The organism is Nguyenibacter sp. L1, assembly GCF_035199985.1.
Lineage (GTDB): Bacteria > Pseudomonadota > Alphaproteobacteria > Acetobacterales > Acetobacteraceae > Gluconacetobacter > Gluconacetobacter vanlangensis.
Genome location: NZ_CP127015.1, coordinates 1,227,449 through 1,251,613 on the forward strand (window position 1 = coordinate 1,227,449; position 24,165 = coordinate 1,251,613).

Consider the following 24,165-nt stretch of genomic DNA (forward strand, 5'->3'; position numbering starts at 1 on the left):
TAAGGACCCCATCATGTCCCATAGCCCGTACCGGCCCACGCGACGTCAGTTTACGCGTCTGTTCAGTGGCAGCGCCTTCGCCATGGCGCTTCCGTCGTTACCGCATGCCGCCGACGCCCCGGACCTGTCGCACGTCACGCTGCGCGTGGCGACCTTTCGCGGGCAGGACAATACCCTCCTGCCTGCGGCGGGACAGGCCGACTTCCCGTATCGGGTCCAGTTCAGCGAATTCAATTCCGGCAACCTGATCGCCCAGGCGATCAATGCCGATGCGATCGATCTGGGTGGCTGGAGCGAGATCCCGATGGTCTTCGCGGCCGCATCCGGTTCGCGGGTCGCCATCGTCGCGACACTGGACGGCCCGACCACCGACCAGGCGGTGCTGACCCCGCTGCATAGCCCCTACCATTCGGTCGCGGATCTGCGCGGCCGGCGCGTGGGCTACATCAAGGCGACCACCGCCCATTATTTCCTGATCCGCATGCTCGCACAGCACGGCATGAGCTTTGCGGACATCCATCCCATCGCATTGGGGATGAGCGAAGGTCTGACGGCGATGAAGGCGGGCAGCCTCGACGCGTGGGCGACCTACGGCTATGCCATCCAGACGCTGGAGGCCGACGGCACCGCGCGGATCCTGGAAAGTGCCCGGGACATCCTGTCGGGCCATTATTTCATCGGCGTCAATCCGCGCCGGTTGGACGACCCTGCCTTCCGCTATGCCTCGGCCGATTATATCCGCCGTCTGGGCCGTGCCTATGCCATCCTTACCGCCGACAAGCCGCGCTGGGCGCAAACGGTGGCGCCCGTGATCCAGGTGCCCGAACCGGCCGTCCTGGCCTATTTGCAAGGGCAGAATCGCCCCTACGGAACCCGTGCCTGGACAGACGCCGACATTTCCAGCGCTCAATCCGTCGCAGACACCTTCGTCCACGCCGGCGTGCTGCCCGCCGGCACGCGGGTCGATTCCATCTTCTCGCCGGCTCTGGCAAGGCTCCTGACGACATAGCCCAGGAGGCAAGAACATTCGCTTCGCTCTGAAGCAGGCTTCATAGCCTATGGGTTCGTACGCGGGACCGGTATCAGACGTTGCTCACACCGCCATCGACGACCATGTCGGAACCGGTCATGAACGAACTTTCGTCCGAGGCGAGGAAGAGGGCCGCGTTGGCCAGTTCCTCGGGCCGTCCCAGCCGGAGCATCGGGGTGTATCGTGCATAGCCCTCGCGGATCGCGGCGGCCTCTTCGGTCGTGCCGGCCTGGGAATCGAGGATCGGCGTGTCCACGACGCCTGGGCTCAACGTATTGGCGCGGATGCCATTATCGGCGAATTCCGCCGCCCAGGTCCGCACATACGACCGCAGCGCCGCCTTGGTGGCCGCATAGGTCGAATGGTTCGCCAGCCCCATGTCGTGCATGGCCGAGGATACCAGGATGATCGACCCGCCACGCCCCATCATCGGCAGCATCTTCTGCACCAGGAACAGGGGGGCACGGCAATTCAGGTCGAAGGTGCGGGCATAATGGTCCGGCGTGATGTCGGGCAGCTTCACCTGCTCCGTGATGCCGGCATTGGACACGACGACGTCGACCCTGCCCGCGTCGGCGCGGACGGCCCCCGCGATACGGTCGATGTCCTCCAGCCGGGTCAGGTCCGCCGCGATGGCGGTGACGTTGGCGCCGATCTCCCTCGCCGCCGCGTCCAATGCGTCGCGGCGCCGGGCTGTGATGAAGACCTGCGCGCCTTCGGCGGCGAAACGGCGGGCGATTGCCAGCCCGATTCCGCTATTGCCGCCGGTTACGACGGCGATCTTGCCTTTAAGTCTCGACATGATGTGTCCTTCGCTTGGGTGCATTCGACGATGTCGAGATAGGCCGACCTGTGCCGGCTGCTCAGTGCGCAGACGCGCGGAACGGTGGTGCGGAATCGATCCGGTCTTGCCCTTGGCACGATGCGTGCGGTCCGATAACGCAGGAACGGATTTGGAAAAGGCGCACCGCACGGTGCGGGATCGCACCAGATGATCGAATGGGACGACGTCCGCTATTTCCTGGCCGTCGCGCGTGGCGGTTCGGTCCGCACAGCCGCCGCGCGGCTACGGGTGAACCATTCCACCGTGCTGCGTCGCATCGCGCAGATGGAGGCACGGCTGGGAGCGCAGATGTTCGAAAAACTGCCGTCGGGCTATCGCCTGACGGAGGCCGGCCAGGACATCCTTGAATTCGCGGCCCAGATGGAAGCGTCATCGCACCGGCTGGAGACGCGAATCTTCGGTCGCGACCAGGGCGTGCGCGGGGTGCTGCGCGTCACGATGGCGCCGACGCTGGCCACGCACCTGCTGATGCCGGACTTCGCCGAATTCGCGCGCCTGCATCCCGAGGTCGAGATGGAGATCCTGTCGTCCGACGCACCGGTCAACCTGACCAACCGCGAAGCCGACATCGCCCTGCGGGTCGTCCATGACCGCACGACCCTGCCGCCCAATCTGCATGGATTGAAGGGGCCGGAACTATTCGACGGCGTCTATCTGTCCCGCGACCGGCTGGCCGCGCGGGACGCGGTTGGGGCTGTGCGCTGGATCGTCAAGAACGGGGCCGCCATGCCGGACCTGGCGCGCGCAGGCGATATCCGCGCGGCTGGGGTGCCGTTCCGGACCACGGATGCCGGGGCGCAGATCGTGGCGGCGCGGCAGGGGCTGGGGATGGCGGTGCTGCCCTGCTTCGTCGGCGATGCCGAACCGCTGCTGGTCAGGGCGCCGGGCACGGAACTGCACCGGCACGGCACGCTGTGGCTTCTGACGCAGGGCGAGACGCGCAAGACGAAGCGCGTGCGGCTGTTTACCACGTTCATTGCCCGCCGGCTGGCTGCTTATGCGTCGCGTCTCGCGGGAATGCCGCCCGGCGGCTGACCTCCGGTGCATCGGCGCACAGCCCATGTCGAGAATTGGCCAATCGCTCCCGGCCGCGGACGCGCCCAGAACGATGGGGACGTTTGTCAGAATCGGGAGCAACAGGATGAGCTATGCGATCATCGGCTTCGGTGCGGTCGGCCAGGCTCTGGCCCGTGCCTTCGCCCGCACGGGGGTCGCCGTCACCGTGGCGAGCCGGCGGCCACCCGAGGCACTGGCGCCGCAGGCCAGGGCGATCGGACCGACGATCGCCCCCAGGCCGTTGCGCGACGCGCTGGCGGCCGAGACCATCATTCTGGCGATCCCGTTCGCGGCCTATCCGGAAATCGCAAAGGCGGGCGGAAACTGGCAGGGCCGGATCGTGATCGACGCGACCAATGCCTTCGGCGTCCCGTCGGAGGAACTGGGCGGCCGCCCGTCCTCAGTGGCGATCGCCCAGGCGTTGCCCGGCGCCCGGCTGGTGAAAGGGTTCAATCACCTGCCCGCCGGGGTGTTGGCCAGTGACCCGGCCGGTCATGGCGGCCGGCGGGTGGTCTTCCTGTCGGGCGACGACGATGACGCGACGGCGCGGGTGGCCGCCCTGGCCGAGCGGCTGGGCTTCGCGCCGGTCGGATTGGGCAGGCTTGAGGAAGGCGGCCTGCTGGTGCAGGCGCGGGGACACACATGGGCGCCGCTGATCTTTCAGGACCTCGTCAAGTTCACGTAGCGTCGGGACTCACATGAATCCAACGGTTGATCGTTTCTTATGAGAATTTCCCGGATCAGCAGGCCGCCAGAGCAGATCCCGTTCAAACGGAGTCGTTTGAACGGGCAAAGATGCTCGATAAAATAACGACACCCGGCGGGCAACCGGCCCCGACCGCAATTTGGCGTGGGCCAAGCGTAAGGTCCGGTCTTTTCACCTGCCGTCAGTCGAGCGAAACGGAGAATTGGCATCGGCCGTCATGTACGCCCAGCGCGTCCAGCAGCATGGCGCGCAGGCGTTCGAATTCCGGATCGGCGTGGCGGCGCGGACGGGCCAGTTCGACGGGAACGTCGGTCCGGATCCGGCCGCGTTCCAGCACCACCGCCCGGTCGGCCAGCAGCAATGCCTCGTCCACGTCATGGGTCACCAGCAGGACCGCGCAGCGATGGCGCGTCCACAGGTCCGAGACCAGGCGCTGCATCTTCAGCCGCGTCAGCGCGTCCAGCGCGGCGAAGGGCTCGTCCAGCAGCAGGAAATCCGGTTCGCGCACCAGGGCGCGCGCCAGGGCGGCGCGCTGCGCCTCCCCCCCGGACAGGGTCAGCGGCCAGGAATCGATCCTGTGGCCCAGCCCGACTTCCCGCAGGACCTCCGCCGCGCGGCCCCGCCGGTCGGCGCCATCCTGTCCCAGCACGACATTCTGCCATGTCCGCTTCCATGGCAGCAGCCGGCTTTCCTGAAAGACCACCGAGACCTCGCGCGGCCGCGCCACGGTCCCTTCGGTGACAGGATCGAGCCCGGACAGGGTGCGCAGCAGGGTCGACTTGCCCGAACCGCTATGGCCGAGCAACGCCACGAATTCGCCCGGCGCGATCGCCAGGTCGAGACGGTCCAGCACCGCCGGCCCGTCGCCGAAGCGCCGGGTAAGCCCTTTGACGATGACGGCCTGACCGGACCCGGCCCGACCAGATGTCCGCCGGGCGTCGGAAATCGCATTCACGACGCACGCCCGCCGCGATAGACCGGCCGCCAGGCCAGCAGAGTGGTTTCCAGTAGCCGGACGACCTGGTCCGAGGCAAGGCCGAGCAGACCGTAGATGACCAGCCCCACCAGGATGATGTCCGTCCGCAGGAAATCCTGCGCGTCCATCATCATGTGGCCGATGCCGCTGTCGGCATTGACCTGCTCCGCCACCACCAGCATCAGCCAGGATATGCCGACCGCGAAACGCAGGCCGACCAGCAGGTCCGGCAGGGCGCCGGGCAGGATGACATCGCGGATCGTCCGGCCCCGCGACAGGCCAAGCGTACGGGCCATTTCCAGCAATTTGGGATCGATGGCGCGGATCCCCTTGTGCAGGTTGAGATAGATCGGAAAGGTCGCGCCCAGCGCCACCAGAAGGATCTTCGGCGTCTCGCCGATGCCGAACCAGAGGATGAACAATGGCACCAGGGCCAGGGCCGGCAGCGTGCGCAGGATCTGCAGCGGCGCATCGACGACGTCCTCGCCCAGGCGCGACAGGCCCGAGATCAGGGCCAGGCCGACGCCGGCCACCAGCGCCAGCCCCAACCCGCCGGCGGCGCGGATCAGCGACACCGACAGGTTGGCCGCCAGCGTGCCGTCCCGCATCAGCGACCAGCCGGTCGCCGCGATCTGAGCGGGCGACGCGACCAGCCGGGTGGAGAGCAGGCCGGACGCGCACGCCAACTGCCATAGCGCCACCAGCAGAACAGGCGAGGCGAAGCGCCTGAAGGAGAGGCGGACCGGGATGCCCGGCAGGCGCCGCGCGACTGTCCGACCCTGGGTTCCGATCCGGATGCCGATCCGAGTGCCAATTCGAGTGATTGTCTCCGACATAGGCGAATGCTCCGCGGCAAAGGGCGACGTTCCACACAGATTTATATAAATTACATATCAACGTCAGGTGAATTTAATTCATACAAAACTTTATCGTGATTTAATTGTATCGCACAGCGGCCGGCGGCAAGATCGGCCGGAGACATGGCCAGGGGCATGGCCCGAGACATGATATGAGCCAGAAACATGGTACAAGAGTGACGTCCTTGCCTTTCCCGCTGCAGACCGCGAGGCGTCTCGCCTTGGCCGTTCTCTTCGGCCTGTCCTGCCCCCTGGCGACGGCCCGGGCCGGGGACGAACTCGTCGTCGCGGATCAGAAAGGACAGCAGAAGGCGCTGCTGGACGCGGCCGGTGTCGACCGGGACCTGCCCTATCGCATCCGCTGGACCGAATTCGAGGCCGCGGCACCCCTGTTGCAGGCGCTCGGCGCGGGCGCGGTCGATACCGGCATCGCCGGCGACGGCCCGTTCCTGTTCGCCTGGGGCTCCGGCCTGCCCGTGAAAGCCGCCTTCCTGCTGCCGCCGCGCGGCGGCGGACGGGCGACGGCGGTCGTGGTCGCGGCCGGCTCGGCAATCCACGACGCCGCAGGGCTTTCGGGCAAGCGGATCGCCACCGGACGCGGCTCGATCGGGCATCTGCTGCTGCTGCGCCTGATCCAGAGCGGCGCGATTCCGCCGCCCGCGCCCCGCATCGTGTTCCTGACCCCGGCCCAGGCCAAGGCCGCGCTGGACGCCGGCAACCTGGACGCCTGGTCGACCTGGGAGCCTTATGTGTCCCTGGAGGTGCTGCGCGGCCACGGGCATGTGGTGGTGGACGGGGGCGGTCTCCTGCCCGGCAACAGTTTCTTCGTCGCCAACCAGGCGGCGCTGGCGCACAAGCGTGCGCAATTGGCCGATTTCTACCGGCGCGTCACCCGGGCCTATGCCTGGGGGCACGCCCATCTGGCGGACTATGCCGCGATCCTGGCGCGGCAGACAGGACTGCCGGACGACGTGGCCCTGGCCGTCGCCGAAAAACAGATCGCGGCACCCGTGCCGCTGGATCATCATGTGGTTGCGCAGGAGCAGGCGACGCTGGACAGTTATCGCAAGGCCGGGCTGGTATCGGGCACGGACGCCCTGGCCACGGCCTTCGACGAAAGCCTTGCCGCGCCTTGATCCCGACGACGGATACCAGGAAGACGGATACGAGGAAGGAGAACGAACGGATGGACACGCTACCGGTCGCACCGACGCGGCATGACACGCCGGACTGGGCGGCGCTGGACCGGCTGGTGCCGCGCTTCGCGGCGCGGGCGGCGGAATATGACCGCTCGGGCGAGATTGCGCTAAACAATCTGGCAGAGCTGCGCGACGCGGGTTTCCTGGCGCTGGCCTTGCCCCGCACCCATGGCGGCCTGGCGATCGGGCTGCGCACGATGCTGGAGGTCGTCAGCCGCATCGCACGCGGCGACCCGTCCACCGCGCTGATCGTGTCGATGCAATATCTTCAGTCCGGCGCGATCGTCCGTTCGGATCGCTGGCCCGACGATGTCAAGATGGAACTGTTCCGCAGCATCACGCAGGAGGGGGCGCTGATCAACGCGCTGCGCGTCGAGCCCGAACTGGGCACGCCGGCGCGCGGCGGCCTGCCCGCCACCACCGTCCGGCAGGACGGCGCGACCTGGCGGATCAATGGGTGCAAGATCTTCTCGACCGGTTCGACGGCGTTGCGCTGGGGCGCCGTATGGGCGCGTACGGACGGCGATACGCCGCGTGTCGGACAGGTGCTGGTGCCGCTGGACCTGCCCGGCGTGCGAATCGAGAAAAGCTGGCGCCAGATGGGCATGCGCGCGACCGGCAGCCATACCATCCGCTTCGAGGATGTGGCGATCCCCGAACGCTATCTGGTCAATCTCGCCCCGCCCGCCGCCGCGCCGGACGAAGCCGTGCAACTGGCCAGTTGGCATGCCGTCGTCATCGCGGCGCTCTATGACGGGGTGGCACATGCCGCCCGCGACTGGCTGGTGGGCTTCCTGCACGACCGGGTGCCCACCAACCTGGGCGCGCCGCTGGCCAGCCTGCCGCGCTTTCAGGTCCTGCTCGGCGAGATCGACGCCCTGCTGCTGACCAACCGCGCGCTGATCGAGCACGCGCTGGCCCGCGAGGAGAGCGGTGAGCATGCCGACACCGATGCCGGGCTGGTCAAGCATGTCGTGACCGAAAACGCGATCGCCGCCGTCGGCAAGGCGGTGGCCGCGATCGGCAATCCGGGGCTAAGCCAGGACAATCCGCTGGAACGCCATTATCGCGACGTGCTGTGCGGACGGATTCATACCCCGCAGGGCGACAGCGCCCTGATCGCCGCCGGCCGATCCGCCCTGACGTAACAGGACGGACCGCATTGCCCGATCACGCCCGCCGGATCACTCCAGCACCGTGAAACCATGGGTTCCGTCGCGCTCCAACTGCGCGACCAGCCCGAATTCCCAATCCAGATAGGCCTGCATCGCGGCGGCGGCGTTGTCGGTGCCCTCATAAGGCCGCTTGTAGACATCGTCGGCGCCGAACAGGGCGGTCGCGGGGTCGAGCCCGGTTTCCAGCCCCAGCCCGGCCTGCTGCCAGGCGCGGGTGCCCCCGCCCAACACGCGGACATGCCTGCCCTGCCGCGCCAGTTCCGGCGCGGCCAGGCGTGCGGCGAGTCCATCGGGTGAGGTCAGCACGATCTCCCGCACCGTCTCCATGGCCGGATGATCGGCCAGGCCGGTCCGGATCGCAAAGCGCGCGCCGGGGATATGGCCCCTGCGGAATTCAGGGCTGGTGGCCAGGTCGATCACCCATGCCTCATCCCGAAGCGCGGCCAGGTCCGACGGCGCGATCATTTCCACCTCGGGCGGAGACGCCGCCAGCAGGACCGGCTCCGGCCCGGACTCGCGCGGCAGGTCCGACCAGCCGTCCAGCACATAGACCTCGCGCCAGCCGAGTTGCCTCAGCCAATGACCGGTCATGCGGGCGCGCACCCCGTCATCATCCGTCAGCACGATCGTGCCGTGCCGCACGCCGATCCATTCGTCGGTCGCCTGGACAAGCTGGCCGCCCGGAGCGGAGCGGAAGCCGGCCAGGTGGCCACGTTCGTATTCCTCGGGCGTGCGCACATCCAGCCGGTAGAGCGTGCGCGCCGGGTCCGCCAGCAACGCGGCCAGTGTATCGGCGCCGATCACGCGCACGCCCGTCCGCTCCGCCAGCGCGGCGGCATTCTGCCTGGCCAGGGCCGCGTTATCCCGCGTCACATCACCCGCGCGGCGGGTCGCGCCGCGATCGAGCGCCAGGCCTTCCAGGGTCCAGCCGATCGTACCATTGCGCAGCGCCACGACCGGGTTGGGAATGCCGGCATTGATCAGCGACTGGGCGCCGATGATCGAGCGCGTGCGACCGGCGCAGTTCACTACCACCGTGGTATCGGCCGAGGGCGCGATGTCGCGCACGCGCAGCGCCAGTTCCCCGCCGGGCACCGAACGGCCGCCCGGGATTGACATGACATTGTATTCGCTGAAGCGCCTTGCATCGAGAATCACCAGATCATCGCCCCGCGCGATCCGGTCATGCAACGCCCGCGCCGGGATCGACGGCGTGTGGCGGACATGCTCGACCAGTTCGCCGAAGGCCTTGGACGGCACGTTGACGTCGATGAAGATCTCGCCGCCGGACTGCCGCCAGCCCGCCAACCCGCCTTCCAGGACGGCCACCTGGCTGTAGCCCAGCGTCGCCAGCACGGGCAGCGCCCGCGCCACGCGCCCCTCCCCATCGTCATACAGCACGATCGGCGCATCCCGGCGCGGGATCAGGCCGGCGATCCGTTCCTCGATCCGTCCCAGCGGCAGGTTGACGGCGAACAACGGATGGCCGGCCGCGAACGGCCCTTCCTCGCGCAGGTCGAGCAGGGCGATTTCCTCGCCCTCGCGAAGACGGCGGCGGATTTCCTCCGGCGACAATGTGGACGCTGCGGAATGCGTCATGGCCTAGTCGGCTCCCTTGTTCTTCGAGCGGTCCCACAGATTGGGTACCACCGCGCTGGAATAACCGGAGATGAAGCTTTTTTCCGTCCCTGTTTCGGGATCGTAGGTCGCACGCGACACGCCGCCGATATTGTCGCCATAGACATGGATCGAAACCGACGTGCGATCCGCCAGGGCATTGGCGACCTGGTGGTAATCGTTCACGCCGGGGGCGAGAGATGCGACTTCGCCGGGTTCCAGGTCGCTTGTCTCACCCGCGCGGAAGCGGCCGTCCGCGTCGCGGGCGAACTGGGTCTCGCGCTCGCGCCCGCGCAGCATGCCGATCAGCCCCCAGACGCGATGATCATGCAGCGGCGTCTTCTGCCCCGGCCCCCAGACGAAGCTGACGACCGAAAACCGCTCCAGCGGATCGCAATGCAGCAGATACTGGCTGTACCGCTCGGGATGCGGCCGGGCGAATTCCTCGGGCAGCCAGTCATCCTGCGCCACCAGGTCGCGCAGCAGCGCCGCACCTTCGTGCTGGAGGGCCTCGCGGTCCAGCCCGCGTTCATGCAGCGCCGTGAAGCGGGTGACGAAATCCCTGAGTCGGGCAATGGATGTCATGTCGGTCAATCCAGCAGATCGGGTTCCTGGGCGACGATCCAGTCCCACAGGGGCTGGAACGAGTAATAACCGCCCTGATGCGTACCGACCTGGCCGGCGGTCAGGCGGGCGACCTCGGGCGCGATCGGCCTGACGGGTCCCGCCGCCTGGGCCAGCAATTGGGCATGCGCCGCGTTGTCCATGGTGATGAACCACCAGGCGGCGGCTTCGACCGTCGGTCCGACCGTCAGCAGCCCGTGATTCTGCAGGATCAGCGCCTTGCGATCCCCCAGCGTCGCGGCCAGCCGTTCGCCCTCTCCGTCATCCAACACCACGCCGCTGAATGGATCGAACACGGCATGGTCTTCGAAGAACGCGCAGGAATCCTGGGTGATCGGCAGAAGCTCGGTCCCCAGCGCGGAAAACGCCTTGCCATAGGTCGAATGGGTGTGGGCCGCCGCAATCACGTCCGGTCGCGCCCTGTGCAAGGCCGAATGGATGGTGAAGCCGGCGGTGTTGATCGGACGGTCGCCGACCAGGATCGTACCATCATGGTCCACCAGTTGCAGGTCAGACACCCGGATCTGCGAAAAATGGACGGCCAGCGGATTGATCCAGTACTGGTCCGGAAATTCCGGATCGCGCGCCGTGACATGGCCCGCCAGCCCCTGGTCGAAGCCGTAGCGGCCGAACAGGCGGAAGGTCGCGGCCAGCCGCTGCTTGCGATGCAGGCGCTCTTCCGCGAACGACGCGGCGGGCGGGCGCGGTTCCAGGCGGCGGGCACGCGCATGCGCCTGCGCTGGGGGGATGGTCGATGCCGCATCCCGTGCGCGGCTGGTCAGGACCGGAGCATTCATGATGATCTCGCCTTTTCGTTCAGTTCAATATCCGCGGGCCGCATCGACCACGTCGCGCAGCGGCTGGCCGGCAAAGAAGCGTTCGATATTTTCCGCGATCCTACGGGCGGAATTCTCCCGGACGACGGGCCCCGACCAGGAAAGATGCGGCGTCAGCCGCACGGCAGGATGGCTGTAGAACGGATGGCCCGCCGGCAGCGGTTCCGGGCTTGTGACGTCCAGCGTCGCGAAGCCGACCTGCCCCCTGTCCAGCGCCGCCAGCAGGGCGGCGTGATCGACCAGCCCTCCGCGCGCGACATTGACCAGGTGCAGCCCCGGCCGGGCATGAAGCAGCACGTCCGCGTTCACGCATCCCGCTGTTTCCTCCGTCAGCGGCAACGCCAGCACCAGATGGTCCGACCGCCGGGCCAGTTCCGCCAGACTGTCCACCGGCTCGACCGGGCCATGTCCGCCGGCCGGCCACTTACCGCGCCGCCAGGCCAGAACGCGCAGCCCGAAACCATGAGCCCGTGCCGCCACCGCCTGGCCGATCGCGCCGAATCCGGCCAGTCCGAGCACCTGCCCGTCGAGCGAGCCGAGCGGCGCCGCACCCGTGATGATGGCCGCGTCCCGCCGCCACGCATCGGGCGAGCCCGGGCGCAGCGCATCCAGGCGCTTCGTCCGCAGCAGCAACGCCGCCAGGACATATTCCGCGATCGGGACCGCGGAATCCCCACGCCCGCAGGTCACGATCCGATCGCGCAGCAGCCAGGGCGGAAAACCGTCCACGCCGGCCGAGACGATCTGCACCCAGCGCGGCGCGCCCGGGGCGTCCGCCGCCCAGCCGGCCGGCGGTTCGGCGGGCGCCCGTTTCCAGCCCGCCGAGGGGCCGGTCAGCAGGATGTCCGCGCGGTCGAACCCGGCGGCGGCGTAATCCCAGGGCGCATCGGACTCACGGCTGGCATCGACGATGCGCAGACGCGATCCGAACCCGTCCAGCGCGGCGCGGACTTCCGGCCCCAACTGGTTGACGACGCGCGGCGGAAACGTGCCGGGCATGAAGCCGCCCCTAGGCCGCACGGTCCGACGCGGCCCGATCCTCGGCCGCGACCAGGCTGCGCACACGCGGGATCAGGTCGCGCCCATACACATAGGCATCCAGCAGCGGATCGAAACCGCGGATCAGGAAGGTCGAGATGCCGATCCGGTAATAATCCAGCAGCGCCTCGGCGACCTGATCCGGCGTGCCGACCAGGGCGGTCGAATTGCCGCGCGCGCCGGTCAGGGCGGCAAGGCCAGTCCAGAGGCGCTTGTCCAGCCGCACCCCCTGTTCGGCCGCCGCCAGAAGACGGCGCGAGCCCTCGTTCGGAATCACCGCCGGGCGCGTATATCCGGTGCGCTCCTGCAGGGCGCGGGCCGTTTCCAGGATATGGTCGGCCTTGCGCCAGGCTTCTTCCTCGGTGTCCGCCAGGATCGGCCGCAGGGACAGCGAGAAACGCGGCGTCCGCCCGTACGCCGCCGCCGCCGTGCGCACCCGGCTGACGGTTTCGTGCACCTGGGCATAGGTCTCCCCCCACAGGGCATAGACGTCGGCATGGCGGCCCGCGACCGCGATCGCCTCGTCCGACGAGCCGCCGAAATAGACGGGAATACCGCCCTGCCGATAGGGACGGACCTGGGATCGCGCGCCCCGCACGTCATAGAAACGTCCCTGGTGGTCGAAGGGCGCCGTCGCGGTCCATTCCTGGCGGACGATGTCGAGATATTCGCCGGTCCGGGCGTAGCGTTCCGCCTTGGTGGTATGGTCCCCGTCCGCCTGCAATTCGACGTCGCTGCCCCCGGTTATGATATGGACCGCCACGCGCCCCCGCGTCAGATGATCCAGCGTCGCCAGTTGCCGCGCCGCCAGGGTCGGCGCCGTGAAGCCGGGCCGGTGCGCGATCAGCACCCCCAGGTCGCGCGTCACGCCGGCCACGTGCTGTGCCAGCAGCAGGCTGTCCGGCGAATTCGAATGAAAGGCGATCAGCGTCCGGTCGAACCCGCCATTCTCGTGGATCTTCGCCGCAGCCTCGACGTGCGCCGGGTCGATGACCGGGCCGGAAGGCGGGATGATTTCCGACTGGTTCTGGCCATTGACGAAGCCGATGAATTCCACAGACATCCGTACCTCCGGAAAATTAAACGATACATATATGTTGTTTGATACATTTGACGCTTGCAATGTGATGTTTATCAAGTCAGAAATGATCATCAAACGCATTTAGAACGTTAATATGAGCGTTTGCGGTCCATCATCGACGCGGAGGTTCCTGCCATGTCCCAAGCCACCGCGGCGATACCGCCGCAAAGAGCGGCACGGAATATCCCCACCGAACTGCTGCGCTCGTTCGTCGCGATCGCCGAATCGGGATCCATGGCGCAGGCGACGGACGTCATCTATCTGACGCAGTCGGCGCTGAGCCTGCAGATGAAACGGTTGGAAGACCTGCTGCAGCAGAAGCTGTTCCGCCGCGACGGAAGACGTCTGGCCCTGACGGCGGCGGGAGAGGATCTGGTGGGCTATGCGCGGCAACTGCTCGCGCTGAATGACCGGATCGTGCATAATCTGGGCCAGGTCGAGGACCCCGAGCCGATCACGATCGGTATGGTGCAGGATTTTGCCGACACCATTCTGCCGGACGTGCTGGGTCGCTTCCGGATGGAACATCCGCGCGCGCGCCTGATCGTGCGCGTCGGCGGATCCGCCGAATTGCTGGAGATGTTCGACCGTTCGCGCCTCGACCTGGTGCTGTGCCTGGGCCAGCACGGCGATCGTCCCGGCGCGCACTGGAAGGTGGTCGGCCATGACCGGATGGTCTGGCTTGGCGACCCCGCGACCACCGAGCGGGAAGAACTGCCGCTGGTCCTGCTGGAACCGCCCTGCCGCTTCCGCGACGCCGCGCTGCGCGCGCTGACCGGCACGCGACGCGACTATCGCATCGTCCTGGAAACCCCGAACCTGCCGGCGTTGCGCGCCGGTGTCAGGGGCGGATTGGGGGCCAGTTGCCGCACGCATCGCTTCGCGGCGGCGGAGGGGCTTCCGACCATTCCCCCGGGCATCCTTCCAGCGGTGCCGGACATCGAAACCATCCTGGTGCAGCGGGAGGCCTTGAGCGATGCGGCCCACGACCTGGGCGCGCTGCTGGCCCAGGCCGCCGGCGATTCATAAGAAATATCCAATCCTTCCTTGAAGGAAACTCCTTGGAAGGGAGCAGGCGCCCTGATCCATAGTCCGACGTCCCTTTTCCTGTTCAGGACTTATCCCATGGGTCTTCCCGTTTCCGATACTCCCCCGACGCTGCGTGAACGTTTCCGCAGGCTGGAAGACGAACGGCGGCGAAGCTGGACGGCCGAAGCCCTTGCCGTCAACCTGGACCAGCGCGAAGCGCTGGTGCGCGCGCACCCGCAGACCCGCCATGTCGCCGCCGGCGACACGCTGCCCCCGGCGGTGCTGCACCGGACCGACGGCAGCCCCCTGGCGCTGGACGACCTGGTGGCGCGGGGGCCGGCGGTGTTGATCTTCTTCCGTTTCGCCACCTGTCCAGCCTGCAACATCGCCCTGCCCTATTACAAGGAGACCCTGTGGCCCGCCCTTGCGGAAGCCGGTATTCCGCTGGTCGCGGTCGCGCCCCAGCCCGAAGCCCTGTTGGGCGAGATCGTCACGCGGCATGCCCTGCCCTTCGCGGTGGCGACCGATGGCGGGCTGGCGCTGTCCCGCGCGCTGGGCATCACCTATGTCTTCGACGAGGCCTCGCGCGCGGCGGCCGAGGCGAAGGGCGGCAGCAGCCGGCAACTCAACGGCACGGACGCGTGGGAACTGCCCAAGCCGACGGTCATCGTCCTCGATCCAGGGCGTGTCGCGCGCTTCGTGGATATCGCGCCGGACTGGATGGACCGTACCGAGGCGCCGGTGATCCTGGCCGCGCTTGGCCTGTCGCAGGATGGGCAGTCCCGTGCCGCGTGACGTCGCCCTGCACCTGGCCGCAACGGAAAGCGCCGGGCCGGACGTCAGCCGCGACAGGTTCCGCGACGCCATGAGCCGGCTCGGCGCGCCGGTCGTCCTGGTGACGACGAACGGTGTGGCCGGCCGGCATGGCCTGACCGTTTCGGCGATCACCAGCGTCAGCGACGAACCACCGACCGTGCTGGTCTGCCTGAACCGGGCCAACCGCTCGCACGACGCGTTCCTGCGCAACGGTGTCGTGGGCATCAGCATTCTGGGCCAGGGGCATGATACGCTGGCGGCCACGTTCGCAAGCAGCCGGCTGTCTTCCGACGAGAAATTCGGCCACGGCGCATGGCGCGCGGACGGAAGCGGCGCCCCCTTGCTGGAGGACGCGCCGGTCACGCTGGATTGCACGATCGAGGCGCGTCATGCCGCGGGCAGCCATGACGTTCTGTTCTGCCAGGTCCATTCGATCGGACTGCATGCGCGGCCACGCCACGGCCTGGCCTGGTTTTCCCGCCGCTTTCATCTTCTGCCCGCCGATTGAGCGCGGATTATCTTCTCAAGGTCGAACCATGCCGGAAACACAGAACCTGACCCGCCGCGCGTTGCTGGGGACCTCGCTTGCGTCTCTCGCTCCATTACCCTTTCTACCGGACCGCGCGCGGTCCGCCACGATGGGGTCGATGGGTCATGACGACAGCCAGTGCGCCGCCACCGGCAAGGGGCTGGTGCCGCCCGTGCCCGGTCCGACCCGCAGATTGACCATCGCCTGGAACGAAAGCGCCGTCTGCACCGCCGCCGTGCCCGTCGCCAAGGCGAAGGGATTCTTCGCACGCTACAATATCGACGTCGATTACGTGAATTTCGCCGGCGCCACCGACCAGTTGCTGGAAGCCCTGTCGACCGGCAAGGCCGACGGCGCGCCAGGCATGGCGCTGCGCTGGCTCAAGCCGTTGCAGCAGGGATTCGACGTCAAGCTGGTCGCGGGCCTGCACGCGGGCTGCATGTATCTGCTGGCGCCGCCCAATGGCGGAATCAAGCAACTGGCGGACCTGCGCGGAAAAACCGTGGGCGTCACGGACATCGGCGGGCCGGACCGGAATTTCTTCTCCATCCGGCTGAAGGAAGCTGGCATCGATCCGGAAAGCGACGTGCAATGGCGGCAATATCCGGCCGACCTGCTGCCGGTGGCGCTGCAACGCGGCGACGTGCAGGCCATCACGGACGGCGACCCGTTTTCCTACCTGCAGAAACGGCAGTTCGGGCTGGCCGAGATCGACAGCAACATGCGGGGGGAATGGGCGCACATCGCCTGCTGCGTCATCGGCCTGCGCGGCAGCCTGATCCGCGATGAGCCCGCGGTCGCAGCGGCGGTGACACGCGCGATCCTGGACGCCGGCGCCTGGCTGGCCTGCAATCCCGACGAGGCAGGCCAGATCTTCAAGCCCTATGCCGCCAAGGCAAGCGCCGAGGATATCGCCCAGATGATCCGGATCCAGGGTCATCACCACCAGACATTGGGATCGGCCTTCCGCGACGACATCGTGCGCTATGCCGACGCGCTGAAACAGATCGGCGTCTTCCGCCCCTCGCTCGACACGTCCCGCTACGCCCAGCGGGTCACGCAGGATCTCCTCGCCGCATGAGCCGCCCCCACTCGACATCCCTTGGCCTGGGCGCCGCCGACCATGCGTCCCCAGGCGACCAAGCAACCGCGCGTCGCCACGTCTTGTCCCGTGCCCTGTTGCCGCGGGTGCTGCCATGGGTGCTGCCTTGGGCGGCCGGTCCGGCATGGTTCGTGGCCGCCCTGGCCACCTGGCGCTGGCCGGACGCCGACGATTTTCCGGACACGAACCAACTGGCCGCGCTCTTCCTCGCGATCGGGCTGGCGCTGACGGCCGCCGCCGCCCTGCGCCGGCTGTCGGCGCGCGCGCCCTGGGCCATCGCGCTCGGCCTGGGCTTCGCGGCGTGGGAAATCGTGCAGGCCAAGCTGCTCTGGCTGCCGCGCCCGTTCTTCGGCACGCCGCAGGACCTGCTGGACGTCTTCCTGACGGACTGGAAGCGGCTGGGCGACAGCCTGCTGCACTCGCTGGGCCTGCTGGCGGTGGGATATGGCGCGGGATCGGCGCTGGGCATCGCCACCGGCGTCGGGCTGGGCCGTTCGCCGCGCGTCCGCTACTGGGTGCAGCCGGTGATCCGCCTGATCGGCCCACTGCCCCCCGTGGCGCTGCTGCCGCTGGCCTTCGTGCTGATCCCCTCCAGCCGGCTGGCCAGCGAGGCCCTGCTGGCCCTGGCGGCCGGCTTTCCTACCGCCATCCTCACCTGGTCCGGCGTCGCCGCCGTCGATCCGGCCTATTACGACGTCGCCCGCACCATGGGCGCACGCAACCGCTTCCTGGTACTGCGCGTCGCCCTGCCCGCCGCGATGCCGCAAATCTTCGTGGGCCTGTTCATGGGGCTGGGCGTCTCCTTCGCCACCCTGGTGGTGGCCGAAATGCTGGGTGTGAAATCCGGCCTGGGCTTCTACATGCAATGGGCCCAGGGCTGGGCGGCCTATCCCAACATGTATGCGGCGCTGCTGGTGATGTCGCTGATGTGTACGGGACTGGTCACGCTGCTGTTCAAGTTACGCGACCGCGTCCTGTCCTGGCAGAAGGACGGGCTGAAATGGTGAGCATCCGTCCCCTCGGGCTGCAACTCGCGCATATCGACCATGGCTATACGATCGGCGGCGCCTTCACCCCGGTTCTCGACGAGATCAGCCTGACCATCGCACCGGGCGAGTTCGTCGCCCTGCTCGGCCCCTCGGGCTGCGGCAAATCCACCCTGCTGCGCCTGATCGCGGGGCTGGAAACGCCGCGATCAGGCACGATCCTGGCCGACGGCATCTCCATCACCGGTCCGGGCCCCGACCGCATCGTGATGTTCCAGGACCCGACGCTCTATCCATGGCGCACCGTGCGCGGCAACGTGGCGCTGGGCCGCGACATCGCCGGCCGCAAAGACCCGGAAGCGGTCGAGGCCGCGATCGAACTGGTCGGGCTGAAGGGCTTCGAACGCGCCTGGCCGCATCAGCTTTCTGGCGGCATGGCCCAGCGCGCCGCCCTGGCCCGCGCGCTGGTCAACGACCCGCGCCTGCTGATCCTCGACGAACCGCTGGGCAAGCTGGACAGCCTGACGCGCCTGACGATGCAGGCCGAATTGCTGCGCCTGTGGCGCGATCGCGGCTTCACCGCCATCATGGTCACCCACGATGTCGAGGAAGCCCTACTGCTGGCGACGCGCATCGTGGTCTTCAGCCCTCGCCCCGCCCGCATCGTCGGCGACCTGACGATCGACCTGCCCCCTCACCGCCACCGCGACGACCCACGCCTGCTGGCACTGCGCAGGGATATCCTGGTCCAGCTCGGACACAGCGCGGACTGGTAAAAGACGGAAGGCGCGCCGCCGCATGGCGGCGCGCTGCCTGACTTTTTACCCTGCAGCGACTCTGCTCCGCGTGTCGAGCGCAGCGACACGCTCACGCACCAGCGGAATCAGGTCGCGCCCGTAGCGCTCCGCGTCCGCCAGAGGCTCGAACCCCCGGATCAGAAAATTCTCGATTCCCAGCACGTAATAATCGAGCAGCGCATCGGCGACCTGTTCGGGCGTGCCGACCAGGCCGGTCGAATTGCCGGCGGCACCCGTCACCTGCGCCACGCCGGTCCACAGGCGCTTGTCCCGCCGCAGGCCGGACGCCGTTTCCAGCAGGCGGCGCGATCCGTCATTGGGCGGCCGGTGCCCGCTGGTCGGCAATCCGGCTGCTTCGCGGTTCGCACGCACCTGTTCGACGATCTCCGCCGCGCGTTTCCATGCCGCGTCCTCAGTCTCCGCGATCACCGGCCGCAGGGACAGGGAAAATCCGATCGTGCGTCCATGGCGCGCAGCGGATGCGCGGACGCGCGCCACGATTTCCCGCGTGGCGTCCAGCGTTTCGCCCCAGGTCGCGTAGACATCGGCATGCCGCCCGGCCACGTCGATCGCCTCGGCCGAGGTGCCTCCGAAAAAGACGGGCAGGTTCCGCGGCTGGACGGAACTGAACGCCTGACGGACATGATAGAAGCGGCCGTCATGGTCGAACGGTGCCGTAGCCGACCATTCCTGCCGCAGGATGCCCAGATATTCGTCGCTGCGCGCGTAGCGTTCGGCCTTGGTCGTGCCCACATCGCCGTCCCGCGCCATTTCCTCGTCCGCGCCGCCGGTGATGATATGCACCGCCACCCGCCCCTGGGAGAGCTGGTCCAGCGTCGCGAGCTGCCGCGCCGCCAGGGTGGGCTGGGTAAAGCCGGGCCGGTGAGCGACCAGGAAGCCGAGCCGCGTCGTCAGCGCGGCGCCATAGGCCGCGACGATCTGGCTTTCGGGCGAATTGGAACCGAAGGGGATCAGGACGCGATCGAAACCGCCATCCTCCTGCACGCGCAGGGCCGCCTGCACGTATTCCCTGTCGAGCGAGCGCCTGCGCACCCCCGCATGCAGTTCCGAACTGTTGTTGAAGCCGATATAGCCGACAAAATTCACAGGCATGACGTTTCTCTCCGACGCATCATGAAGCGATCGCCACTCTCCGCGACGGCCGCGGCCGATGTCATTCGAGAAAAGGTCAAGTCTCGCTCCATCATTCCTTATGCGTCGCCACATACCCGGGCTGTATCAGCCGGCATCAAGAATGATATGAAAACTCGTCATTTTTCCAGACGATTTTCACGTTCTATCGTCATCGGCACAGCAATGGACATGACGCGCATGTGGGCGTTCGAGAGCGACGTACTCGTCATCGGCGGGGGCATGGCGGCCGCCTGGGCCGCGATTTCGGCCGCCCGCGAGGGCGCATCCGTCACCCTGGTGGATAAGGGCTTTGTCGGTACCAGTGGGGTGACGGCGACCGGCGGGCCGAACCATTGGTGGGTGCCGCCGGATCCCGCCCGGCGCGAGACCGCCATCCGCCGCCGCCTGGAGACGGCGTACGGGCTGGCCGACGCGGACTGGATGGCCAGGGTGATCGACATCACCTGGCGGACGCTGCCGGATCTCGCGGCGTACTACCCCTTCAGCGGCGACGGCCAGGGCGGGACCTATTACTCCGGCGTGCGCGGCCCGGACTATATGCGTGGTCTGCGCCGCTACGCCCTGGCGCTGGGGGTGCGCGTGCTGGACCATCACCCGGCCCTGGAACTGCTGGCCCGCCCGGACGGCTCGATCGGGGGCGCTGCCGGCTATGCGCGGCTGCAGCGTCAATCCTGGACGGCCCGGGCGGGCGCGGTCATTCTCGCCACCGGCGGCTGCGCGTTCCGATCGGGACTGATCGGCAGCCACAACAACACGGGCGACGGATATCTGATGGGTGTCGAAGCCGGGGCCGAACTGTCCGGCATGGAGTTCTGCGTCGCCTATTCGATCTCGCCGGCCTGGGCGTCCACCCGTACGCTGCCCTATACGGGTGCGCGCTTCTTTGACGCAGAGGGGCGGCTGCTCGACGTTCCCTCGCCGCTGGCGCAAAGGGATTATCTGTGCGCGCTCGCCCGCGCCTTCGCCCAGGGGCCGGTCTTCGCCGATTTGCACGAGGCGCCCGAACTCCTCCGGACCGTCATCCGCAAGATCCAACCCGCGACCCCGACGCCGTTCGAACGGCGGGGGCTGGACATGTTCCGCGATCGCTTTCCCGTGGCGTTGTACGGCGAAGGAACGATCCGGGGAACCGGCGGCCTCAGGATCACCGACGGCGCGTGCCAGACCAGCGTGCCCGGCCTGTATGCGGCCGGCGATGCCGCAACGCGCGAACTGGTTGCGGGTGCCACCAGCGGCGGGGGCGCGCAGAATGCCGCCTGGGCCCTGGCATCCGGCGTCCTGGCGGGAAGCGGAGCGGCCTCGCTGGCACTGATCCTGGGCAAGGGGGGAGGACGCCACGGCCCACTGACCGCCCTGGGACAGGCAGGCCTGCGTCCGCGCGCCACCAGCCGCCCGGTAGACGACCAGGCTGCGATCGGCCTGGCCCGGCACCACATCCTCGACCTCGACCAGGCTTTGTGGCGGAATGCGGAATCGCTGGCGACAGCCCAGGCCGAACTAAATGCCGCCTGGGCCGAGATCCAGGACCACCGGCGGGGCGACGGTCTCGGCCTGGTCGCGGCGCGAGAGGCCGCGGCGATGACCGCGACGGCCCGCTGGTGCAATGCCGCCGCCCTGGCCCGCACCGAGAGCCGGGGCATGCATGTGCGCACCGACGCGCCGGCCGCCATGCCCGCGCATGATGGCCGATTGCTCGTCGACGGCCTCGACAGGATCAGGACCCGTTTCGAAACCGCGGGCACCAAGGCCAATGCGGCATGATCACCTATATTTTTCCCGAGCGCTGTATCGCGTGCAACGATTGCGTGGCTGCCTGCCCGACCCATGTCCTGGACCCCGGCGCGGGAGGCGTGCCCACCATCGCCCGGCCTGATCAATGCCAGACCTGCTTCATGTGCGAACTTTATTGTCCCGCCGATGCCATTTACGTGGCGCCCGGCCGAGACGAAGCTGAAGCGCCCGACCCGGCGGCCATTCTGGCCTCCGGGCAGCTCGGCCGCGTGCGGCGCGATCATGGCTGGACCGGCGACGACCCCGACCCGTTGTCGGAGTTCTGGCGTCTTGGACCATTGCTGATGGCGGGGGCGGAGATCGCCGCCACACGCCATGCCCGCATGCGCGGGGAAGAGGGTGACGGCCGGGACTGAAACGCGCCGCCGGCCGGCGTCAGAGGCTGAAATTGATCCGGCCGTAGTAATAGCCCCCCGTGATCGGAACGCCGGACGAGTTGGCGTCGTAATAGGAATTGCCCAGATAGGACGTAATCAGCGGCATCCGGCGGGGACGGACATTGAAGATGTTGTTCGCGCCGACAGCGACGTGCCAGCGGCGCGAGAGCCGGTACCCGACTTCCAGATCGGTCAGCCAGCGCGGCGTGTTCACGAACTGATAGAATTGCGTGTTGGAATAGCGGAGCGCGGCCGGCGCCTGGTCCTCATAACTGACATCATCGACCGTCTGGCCATAGCGGGTCTGGCGCAGATTGATATCCCAATTGCCGATCGTCCAATAGGCATCCAGGATGATCTTGCTGCGCGGGGACGCATTGGTCAGGTAGCCGATTCCCTGGGCGCTCAGCAGCGGGTTACCGTTCGCGTCCTTGGCCAGGTGATGCAGGCGCGTCCGGTTGAGGTTCAGACCCAGGCTGAGATCCAGATTGCCATACTGCCGCAGACGGAACAGGTAATCGGCGGTGATGTCCAGCCCCTGGGTGCGCGTACTGGCACCGTTGGAAAAATAGGTCGCCGATACGTCGTTGGATTGCAGTCCCGTCGGCAGCGTGGCGCCCGTCAGGGCGATGGCCTGTTCGGCGATGGCCCCTTCGTAATTGCCGCCGGCGACGATCCGGTCGCGGATATTGATCTGGTACACGTCGACCGCGACATGGAAACCGTCCACCGGTTCCAGCACGATGCCGCCGCTCGCATTCGTCGACCGTTCCGGTTTCAGCGGCACCGCGCCCAACAGACGCGCCGCCGCCGAATTGACGGCGAGGTCGCCCGTCGCCCCGGTCGGCGACACGTTCAGCGAACTGTAATGTTCCTCGGCCAGCGTCGGGGCGCGGAACCCGTTGCTGATGGTGGCCCGGACCGCGATGCGCCGGGTGAAATCGTACCGCGCCGAGATCTTGCCATTCTCGGTATTGCCGAAATCGGTATAATGCTCGAAACGCCCGGCCAGATCGACATCCAGCTTGCGCGTGACATGCATGTCGGTATCGATATAGCCGGCCCAGATGTCACGGCTCCAGCGGCCCGCATTCTCCGGCATCAGGCCGGCATAAGCCGCCGTCCCGCCCAGCAGATAGGACGGCGGAATGCCCGCACCCACGTCATAGGTCTCCAGCCGATGCTCGGCCCCGAAGGCCAGGTTCAGCTTTCTGCCCAGCACCTGGAACAGCCGGGTGAAATCCAGATCATTCGTCCATTGCGCGTTGCGATAGCTCTCCGCATGGACCGTGGTCGGCGTCCAGCCATAGGCGTCGTAGAAACCGACATTGGCAGTGTTCTTGACGCCGATATCGTCCTCGTCCGCACCATAGGTCGTGCTCAGATCCCAGTGGAACCCCAGGAAACGGTCGCCCTTCAGGCCCAGGGTCGCCGCATAGTCGTTCTCCTCGATCGTCTCCAGCGGCAGGAAACCGTAGGGATAGAGCTGCGGCAAGACCGACGGCAGGCGATAATGTTCGTTGGCTTCGGCATGACGGTGGCCATAGGTGATAAAACCATAGCCCTGCACGCCTTCGGCCAGAGTCTTGCCGAAATCGATGCCCAGCGTCTCGCGGGTTTCTTCCGGCGTGCTCTGCGCCTGGTCGTCCTGCAATCCGGTGCGGGCGTCGGTGCCGCCATGGACGAAATGGTCGGTGTGATAGGCTTGCCCGCTCAAATGCAGATAACCGTCGCCGCCCAGGGAAAATCCGCCATCCATGCCGACCTGATACTGCCAGCCATCACCGTTATAGGCATTGGCGCCGGTCTGCGCGGTCATAGTCAACCCGTGGGGAGTCTTTTTCAGTACGACGTTGACGACCCCCGCAATGGCGTCCGAACCGTACTGCGCCGCCGCGCCGTCACGCAGAACCTCGATATGGTCGATCGCATCGACCGGTATCATGTTCAGATCGACCGGCGTCGACCCTTTCTGCGGGCCGGAGTCGGCATAGATATTGCCCGTCATATGGCGCCGCTTGCCGTCGACGAGGACGAGCGTGTCATTGGGGTTCAGTCCACGCAGGCGAATGAACGATGTCAGCGCCCCCGCATCCCATCCGACCGCATTGATGCTGATCGACGGGTTGGTCCGCGCCAGCGCGTCGGCCAAATTGATCTGTCCCGAACGGCGTAGCGCCGCCGCGGAAATGACGTCGATGGGCGAGGTGCTTGCACGCGCCGTCCGGTTGCGGACATGCGTGCCGGTGGCGATGACGATCTCGGCCGCATCCGGCGCGGCGACACTACCGGCCGGCACTGCGTGCGCGCCCGTAGCCACCCCTTGTCGCGCGGCAGGCGTCGGGGTCGGCTTTACCTTGACGATATGTTTCCGCTTATGCGTTCCCAACGACGCCGCCTCCGGCGCGGCGCCGGCCACCGACATATGAGAAAAAGCCAGACTCGCTGAAAACAAAAGACCTTTTTTTAAAGACATTCTTCAATCCGTCCATTTCGAAGCAGAGCATCCCGCCCTCAACGATATGAACATTAATTTTCAATGCG

23 protein-coding genes are annotated in these 24,165 nt (G+C 67.4%); 13 read left to right on the forward strand and 10 right to left on the reverse strand.

All coding sequences use genetic code 11. The annotated features are described in order from the left end of the window. Nucleotides 1-13 precede the first annotated feature (13 nt). Nucleotides 14-1,009, forward strand: coding sequence for an ABC transporter substrate-binding protein (locus QN315_RS05440; protein WP_323991944.1), 996 nt, complete (start codon nt 14-16; stop codon nt 1,007-1,009). A gap of 73 nt (nt 1,010-1,082) precedes the next feature. Here the strand turns inward: QN315_RS05440 and QN315_RS05445 are convergent, their stop codons facing one another. After that, nucleotides 1,083-1,832: an SDR family NAD(P)-dependent oxidoreductase gene (locus QN315_RS05445; protein WP_176639935.1), complete on the reverse strand. Its 750-nt coding sequence runs from the start codon at nt 1,830-1,832 to the stop codon at nt 1,083-1,085. Nucleotides 1,833-2,021: 189 nt separating this feature from the next. Between QN315_RS05445 and QN315_RS05450 the strand changes: the two genes are divergently transcribed. Both QN315_RS05450 and QN315_RS05455 read left to right on the forward strand, forming a co-directional pair. Next, nucleotides 2,022-2,909 carry a LysR family transcriptional regulator gene (locus QN315_RS05450; RefSeq protein WP_323991947.1) on the forward strand — a complete coding sequence of 296 codons (888 nt, stop codon included), beginning with the start codon at nt 2,022-2,024 and terminating at the stop codon, nt 2,907-2,909. A gap of 73 nt (nt 2,910-2,982) precedes the next feature. After that, entirely contained in the window at nt 2,983-3,615 is a 633-nt protein-coding gene (locus QN315_RS05455) for an NADPH-dependent F420 reductase (protein ID WP_408904587.1), read from the forward strand. 202 nt (nt 3,616-3,817) lie between these two features. On the opposite strand, the gene QN315_RS05460 is transcribed toward QN315_RS05455, so the two are convergent. Both QN315_RS05460 and QN315_RS05465 read right to left on the reverse strand, forming a co-directional pair. Further along, entirely contained in the window at nt 3,818-4,582 is a 765-nt protein-coding gene (locus QN315_RS05460; protein ID WP_323993272.1) for an ABC transporter ATP-binding protein, read from the reverse strand. A 5-nt stretch (nt 4,583-4,587) separates the two neighbouring features. Next, nucleotides 4,588-5,448, reverse strand: coding sequence for an ABC transporter permease (locus QN315_RS05465; protein ID WP_408904588.1), 861 nt, complete (start codon nt 5,446-5,448; stop codon nt 4,588-4,590). A 242-nt stretch (nt 5,449-5,690) separates the two neighbouring features. On the opposite strand from QN315_RS05465, the gene QN315_RS05470 reads away from it, so the two are divergent. Continuing rightward, entirely contained in the window at nt 5,691-6,605 is a 915-nt protein-coding gene (locus QN315_RS05470; protein WP_323991952.1) for an ABC transporter substrate-binding protein, read from the forward strand. Between the two features lie 50 nt (nt 6,606-6,655). Further along, complete coding sequence (locus QN315_RS05475) at nt 6,656-7,816, forward strand: acyl-CoA dehydrogenase family protein (protein ID WP_323991954.1); 1,161 nt, start codon at nt 6,656-6,658, stop codon at nt 7,814-7,816. A 36-nt stretch (nt 7,817-7,852) separates the two neighbouring features. Here the strand turns inward: QN315_RS05475 and QN315_RS05480 are convergent, their stop codons facing one another. Genes QN315_RS05480 through QN315_RS05500 form a run of 5 tightly spaced genes read right to left on the reverse strand, consistent with a single transcriptional unit; the run spans nt 7,853 to nt 13,021 of the window. Continuing rightward, nucleotides 7,853-9,442, reverse strand: coding sequence for a rhodanese-like domain-containing protein (locus QN315_RS05480; protein WP_323991955.1), 1,590 nt, complete (start codon nt 9,440-9,442; stop codon nt 7,853-7,855). Between the two features lie 3 nt (nt 9,443-9,445). Next, on the reverse strand, nt 9,446-10,045 hold the full coding sequence (locus QN315_RS05485; protein ID WP_323991957.1) for a cysteine dioxygenase: 600 nt from the start codon (nt 10,043-10,045) through the stop codon (nt 9,446-9,448). A gap of 5 nt (nt 10,046-10,050) precedes the next feature. Next, the gene (locus QN315_RS05490) at nt 10,051-10,881 is read right to left on the reverse strand and encodes a class II aldolase/adducin family protein (RefSeq protein ID WP_323991959.1); all 831 of its coding nucleotides are present in this window, start codon (nt 10,879-10,881) and stop codon (nt 10,051-10,053) included. A gap of 24 nt (nt 10,882-10,905) precedes the next feature. Further along, complete coding sequence (locus QN315_RS05495) at nt 10,906-11,919, reverse strand: NAD(P)-dependent oxidoreductase (protein ID WP_323991961.1); 1,014 nt, start codon at nt 11,917-11,919, stop codon at nt 10,906-10,908. Nucleotides 11,920-11,929: 10 nt separating this feature from the next. Further along, a complete protein-coding gene (locus QN315_RS05500) occupies nt 11,930-13,021 on the reverse strand; it encodes an LLM class flavin-dependent oxidoreductase (protein ID WP_323991963.1) in 1,092 nt (363 codons plus the stop codon). A 153-nt stretch (nt 13,022-13,174) separates the two neighbouring features. On the opposite strand from QN315_RS05500, the gene QN315_RS05505 reads away from it, so the two are divergent. The 6 genes from QN315_RS05505 to QN315_RS05530 all read left to right on the forward strand — a co-directional run bounded on the left by QN315_RS05505 (nt 13,175) and on the right by QN315_RS05530 (nt 18,277). Beyond that, nucleotides 13,175-14,068, forward strand: a complete 894-nt coding sequence (locus QN315_RS05505) for a LysR substrate-binding domain-containing protein (protein ID WP_176640209.1) — start codon at nt 13,175-13,177, stop codon at nt 14,066-14,068. A gap of 96 nt (nt 14,069-14,164) precedes the next feature. Next, nucleotides 14,165-14,863: a peroxiredoxin-like family protein gene (locus tag QN315_RS05510; protein WP_323991966.1), complete on the forward strand. Its 699-nt coding sequence runs from the start codon at nt 14,165-14,167 to the stop codon at nt 14,861-14,863. Then, the gene (locus tag QN315_RS05515; RefSeq protein WP_323991968.1) at nt 14,853-15,392 is read left to right on the forward strand and encodes a flavin reductase; all 540 of its coding nucleotides are present in this window, start codon (nt 14,853-14,855) and stop codon (nt 15,390-15,392) included. Before QN315_RS05510 ends, QN315_RS05515 begins: the two co-directional genes overlap by 11 nt. A 28-nt stretch (nt 15,393-15,420) precedes the next feature. Next, a complete protein-coding gene (locus QN315_RS05520) occupies nt 15,421-16,494 on the forward strand; it encodes an ABC transporter substrate-binding protein (protein WP_323991970.1) in 1,074 nt (357 codons plus the stop codon). Next, a complete protein-coding gene (locus QN315_RS05525; RefSeq protein ID WP_323991972.1) occupies nt 16,491-17,522 on the forward strand; it encodes an ABC transporter permease subunit in 1,032 nt (343 codons plus the stop codon). The genes QN315_RS05520 and QN315_RS05525 overlap by 4 nt, the downstream gene beginning before the upstream one ends. Continuing rightward, the gene (locus QN315_RS05530) at nt 17,516-18,277 is read left to right on the forward strand and encodes an ABC transporter ATP-binding protein (RefSeq protein ID WP_323991974.1); all 762 of its coding nucleotides are present in this window, start codon (nt 17,516-17,518) and stop codon (nt 18,275-18,277) included. The genes QN315_RS05525 and QN315_RS05530 overlap by 7 nt, the downstream gene beginning before the upstream one ends. 45 nt (nt 18,278-18,322) lie before the next feature. Here the strand turns inward: QN315_RS05530 and QN315_RS05535 are convergent, their stop codons facing one another. Beyond that, nucleotides 18,323-19,411 carry an LLM class flavin-dependent oxidoreductase gene (locus tag QN315_RS05535; protein WP_323991976.1) on the reverse strand — a complete coding sequence of 363 codons (1,089 nt, stop codon included), beginning with the start codon at nt 19,409-19,411 and terminating at the stop codon, nt 18,323-18,325. A 210-nt stretch (nt 19,412-19,621) separates the two neighbouring features. Between QN315_RS05535 and QN315_RS05540 the strand changes: the two genes are divergently transcribed. After that, on the forward strand, nt 19,622-21,214 hold the full coding sequence (locus tag QN315_RS05540; protein ID WP_323991978.1) for an FAD-binding protein: 1,593 nt from the start codon (nt 19,622-19,624) through the stop codon (nt 21,212-21,214). Continuing rightward, on the forward strand, nt 21,211-21,600 hold the full coding sequence (locus tag QN315_RS05545) for a ferredoxin family protein (protein WP_176638720.1): 390 nt from the start codon (nt 21,211-21,213) through the stop codon (nt 21,598-21,600). The genes QN315_RS05540 and QN315_RS05545 overlap by 4 nt, the downstream gene beginning before the upstream one ends. Before the next feature lie 19 nt (nt 21,601-21,619). Here the strand turns inward: QN315_RS05545 and QN315_RS05550 are convergent, their stop codons facing one another. After that, the gene (locus QN315_RS05550; RefSeq protein ID WP_323991981.1) at nt 21,620-24,097 is read right to left on the reverse strand and encodes a TonB-dependent receptor; all 2,478 of its coding nucleotides are present in this window, start codon (nt 24,095-24,097) and stop codon (nt 21,620-21,622) included. Between the last annotated feature and the right edge of the window lie 68 nt (nt 24,098-24,165).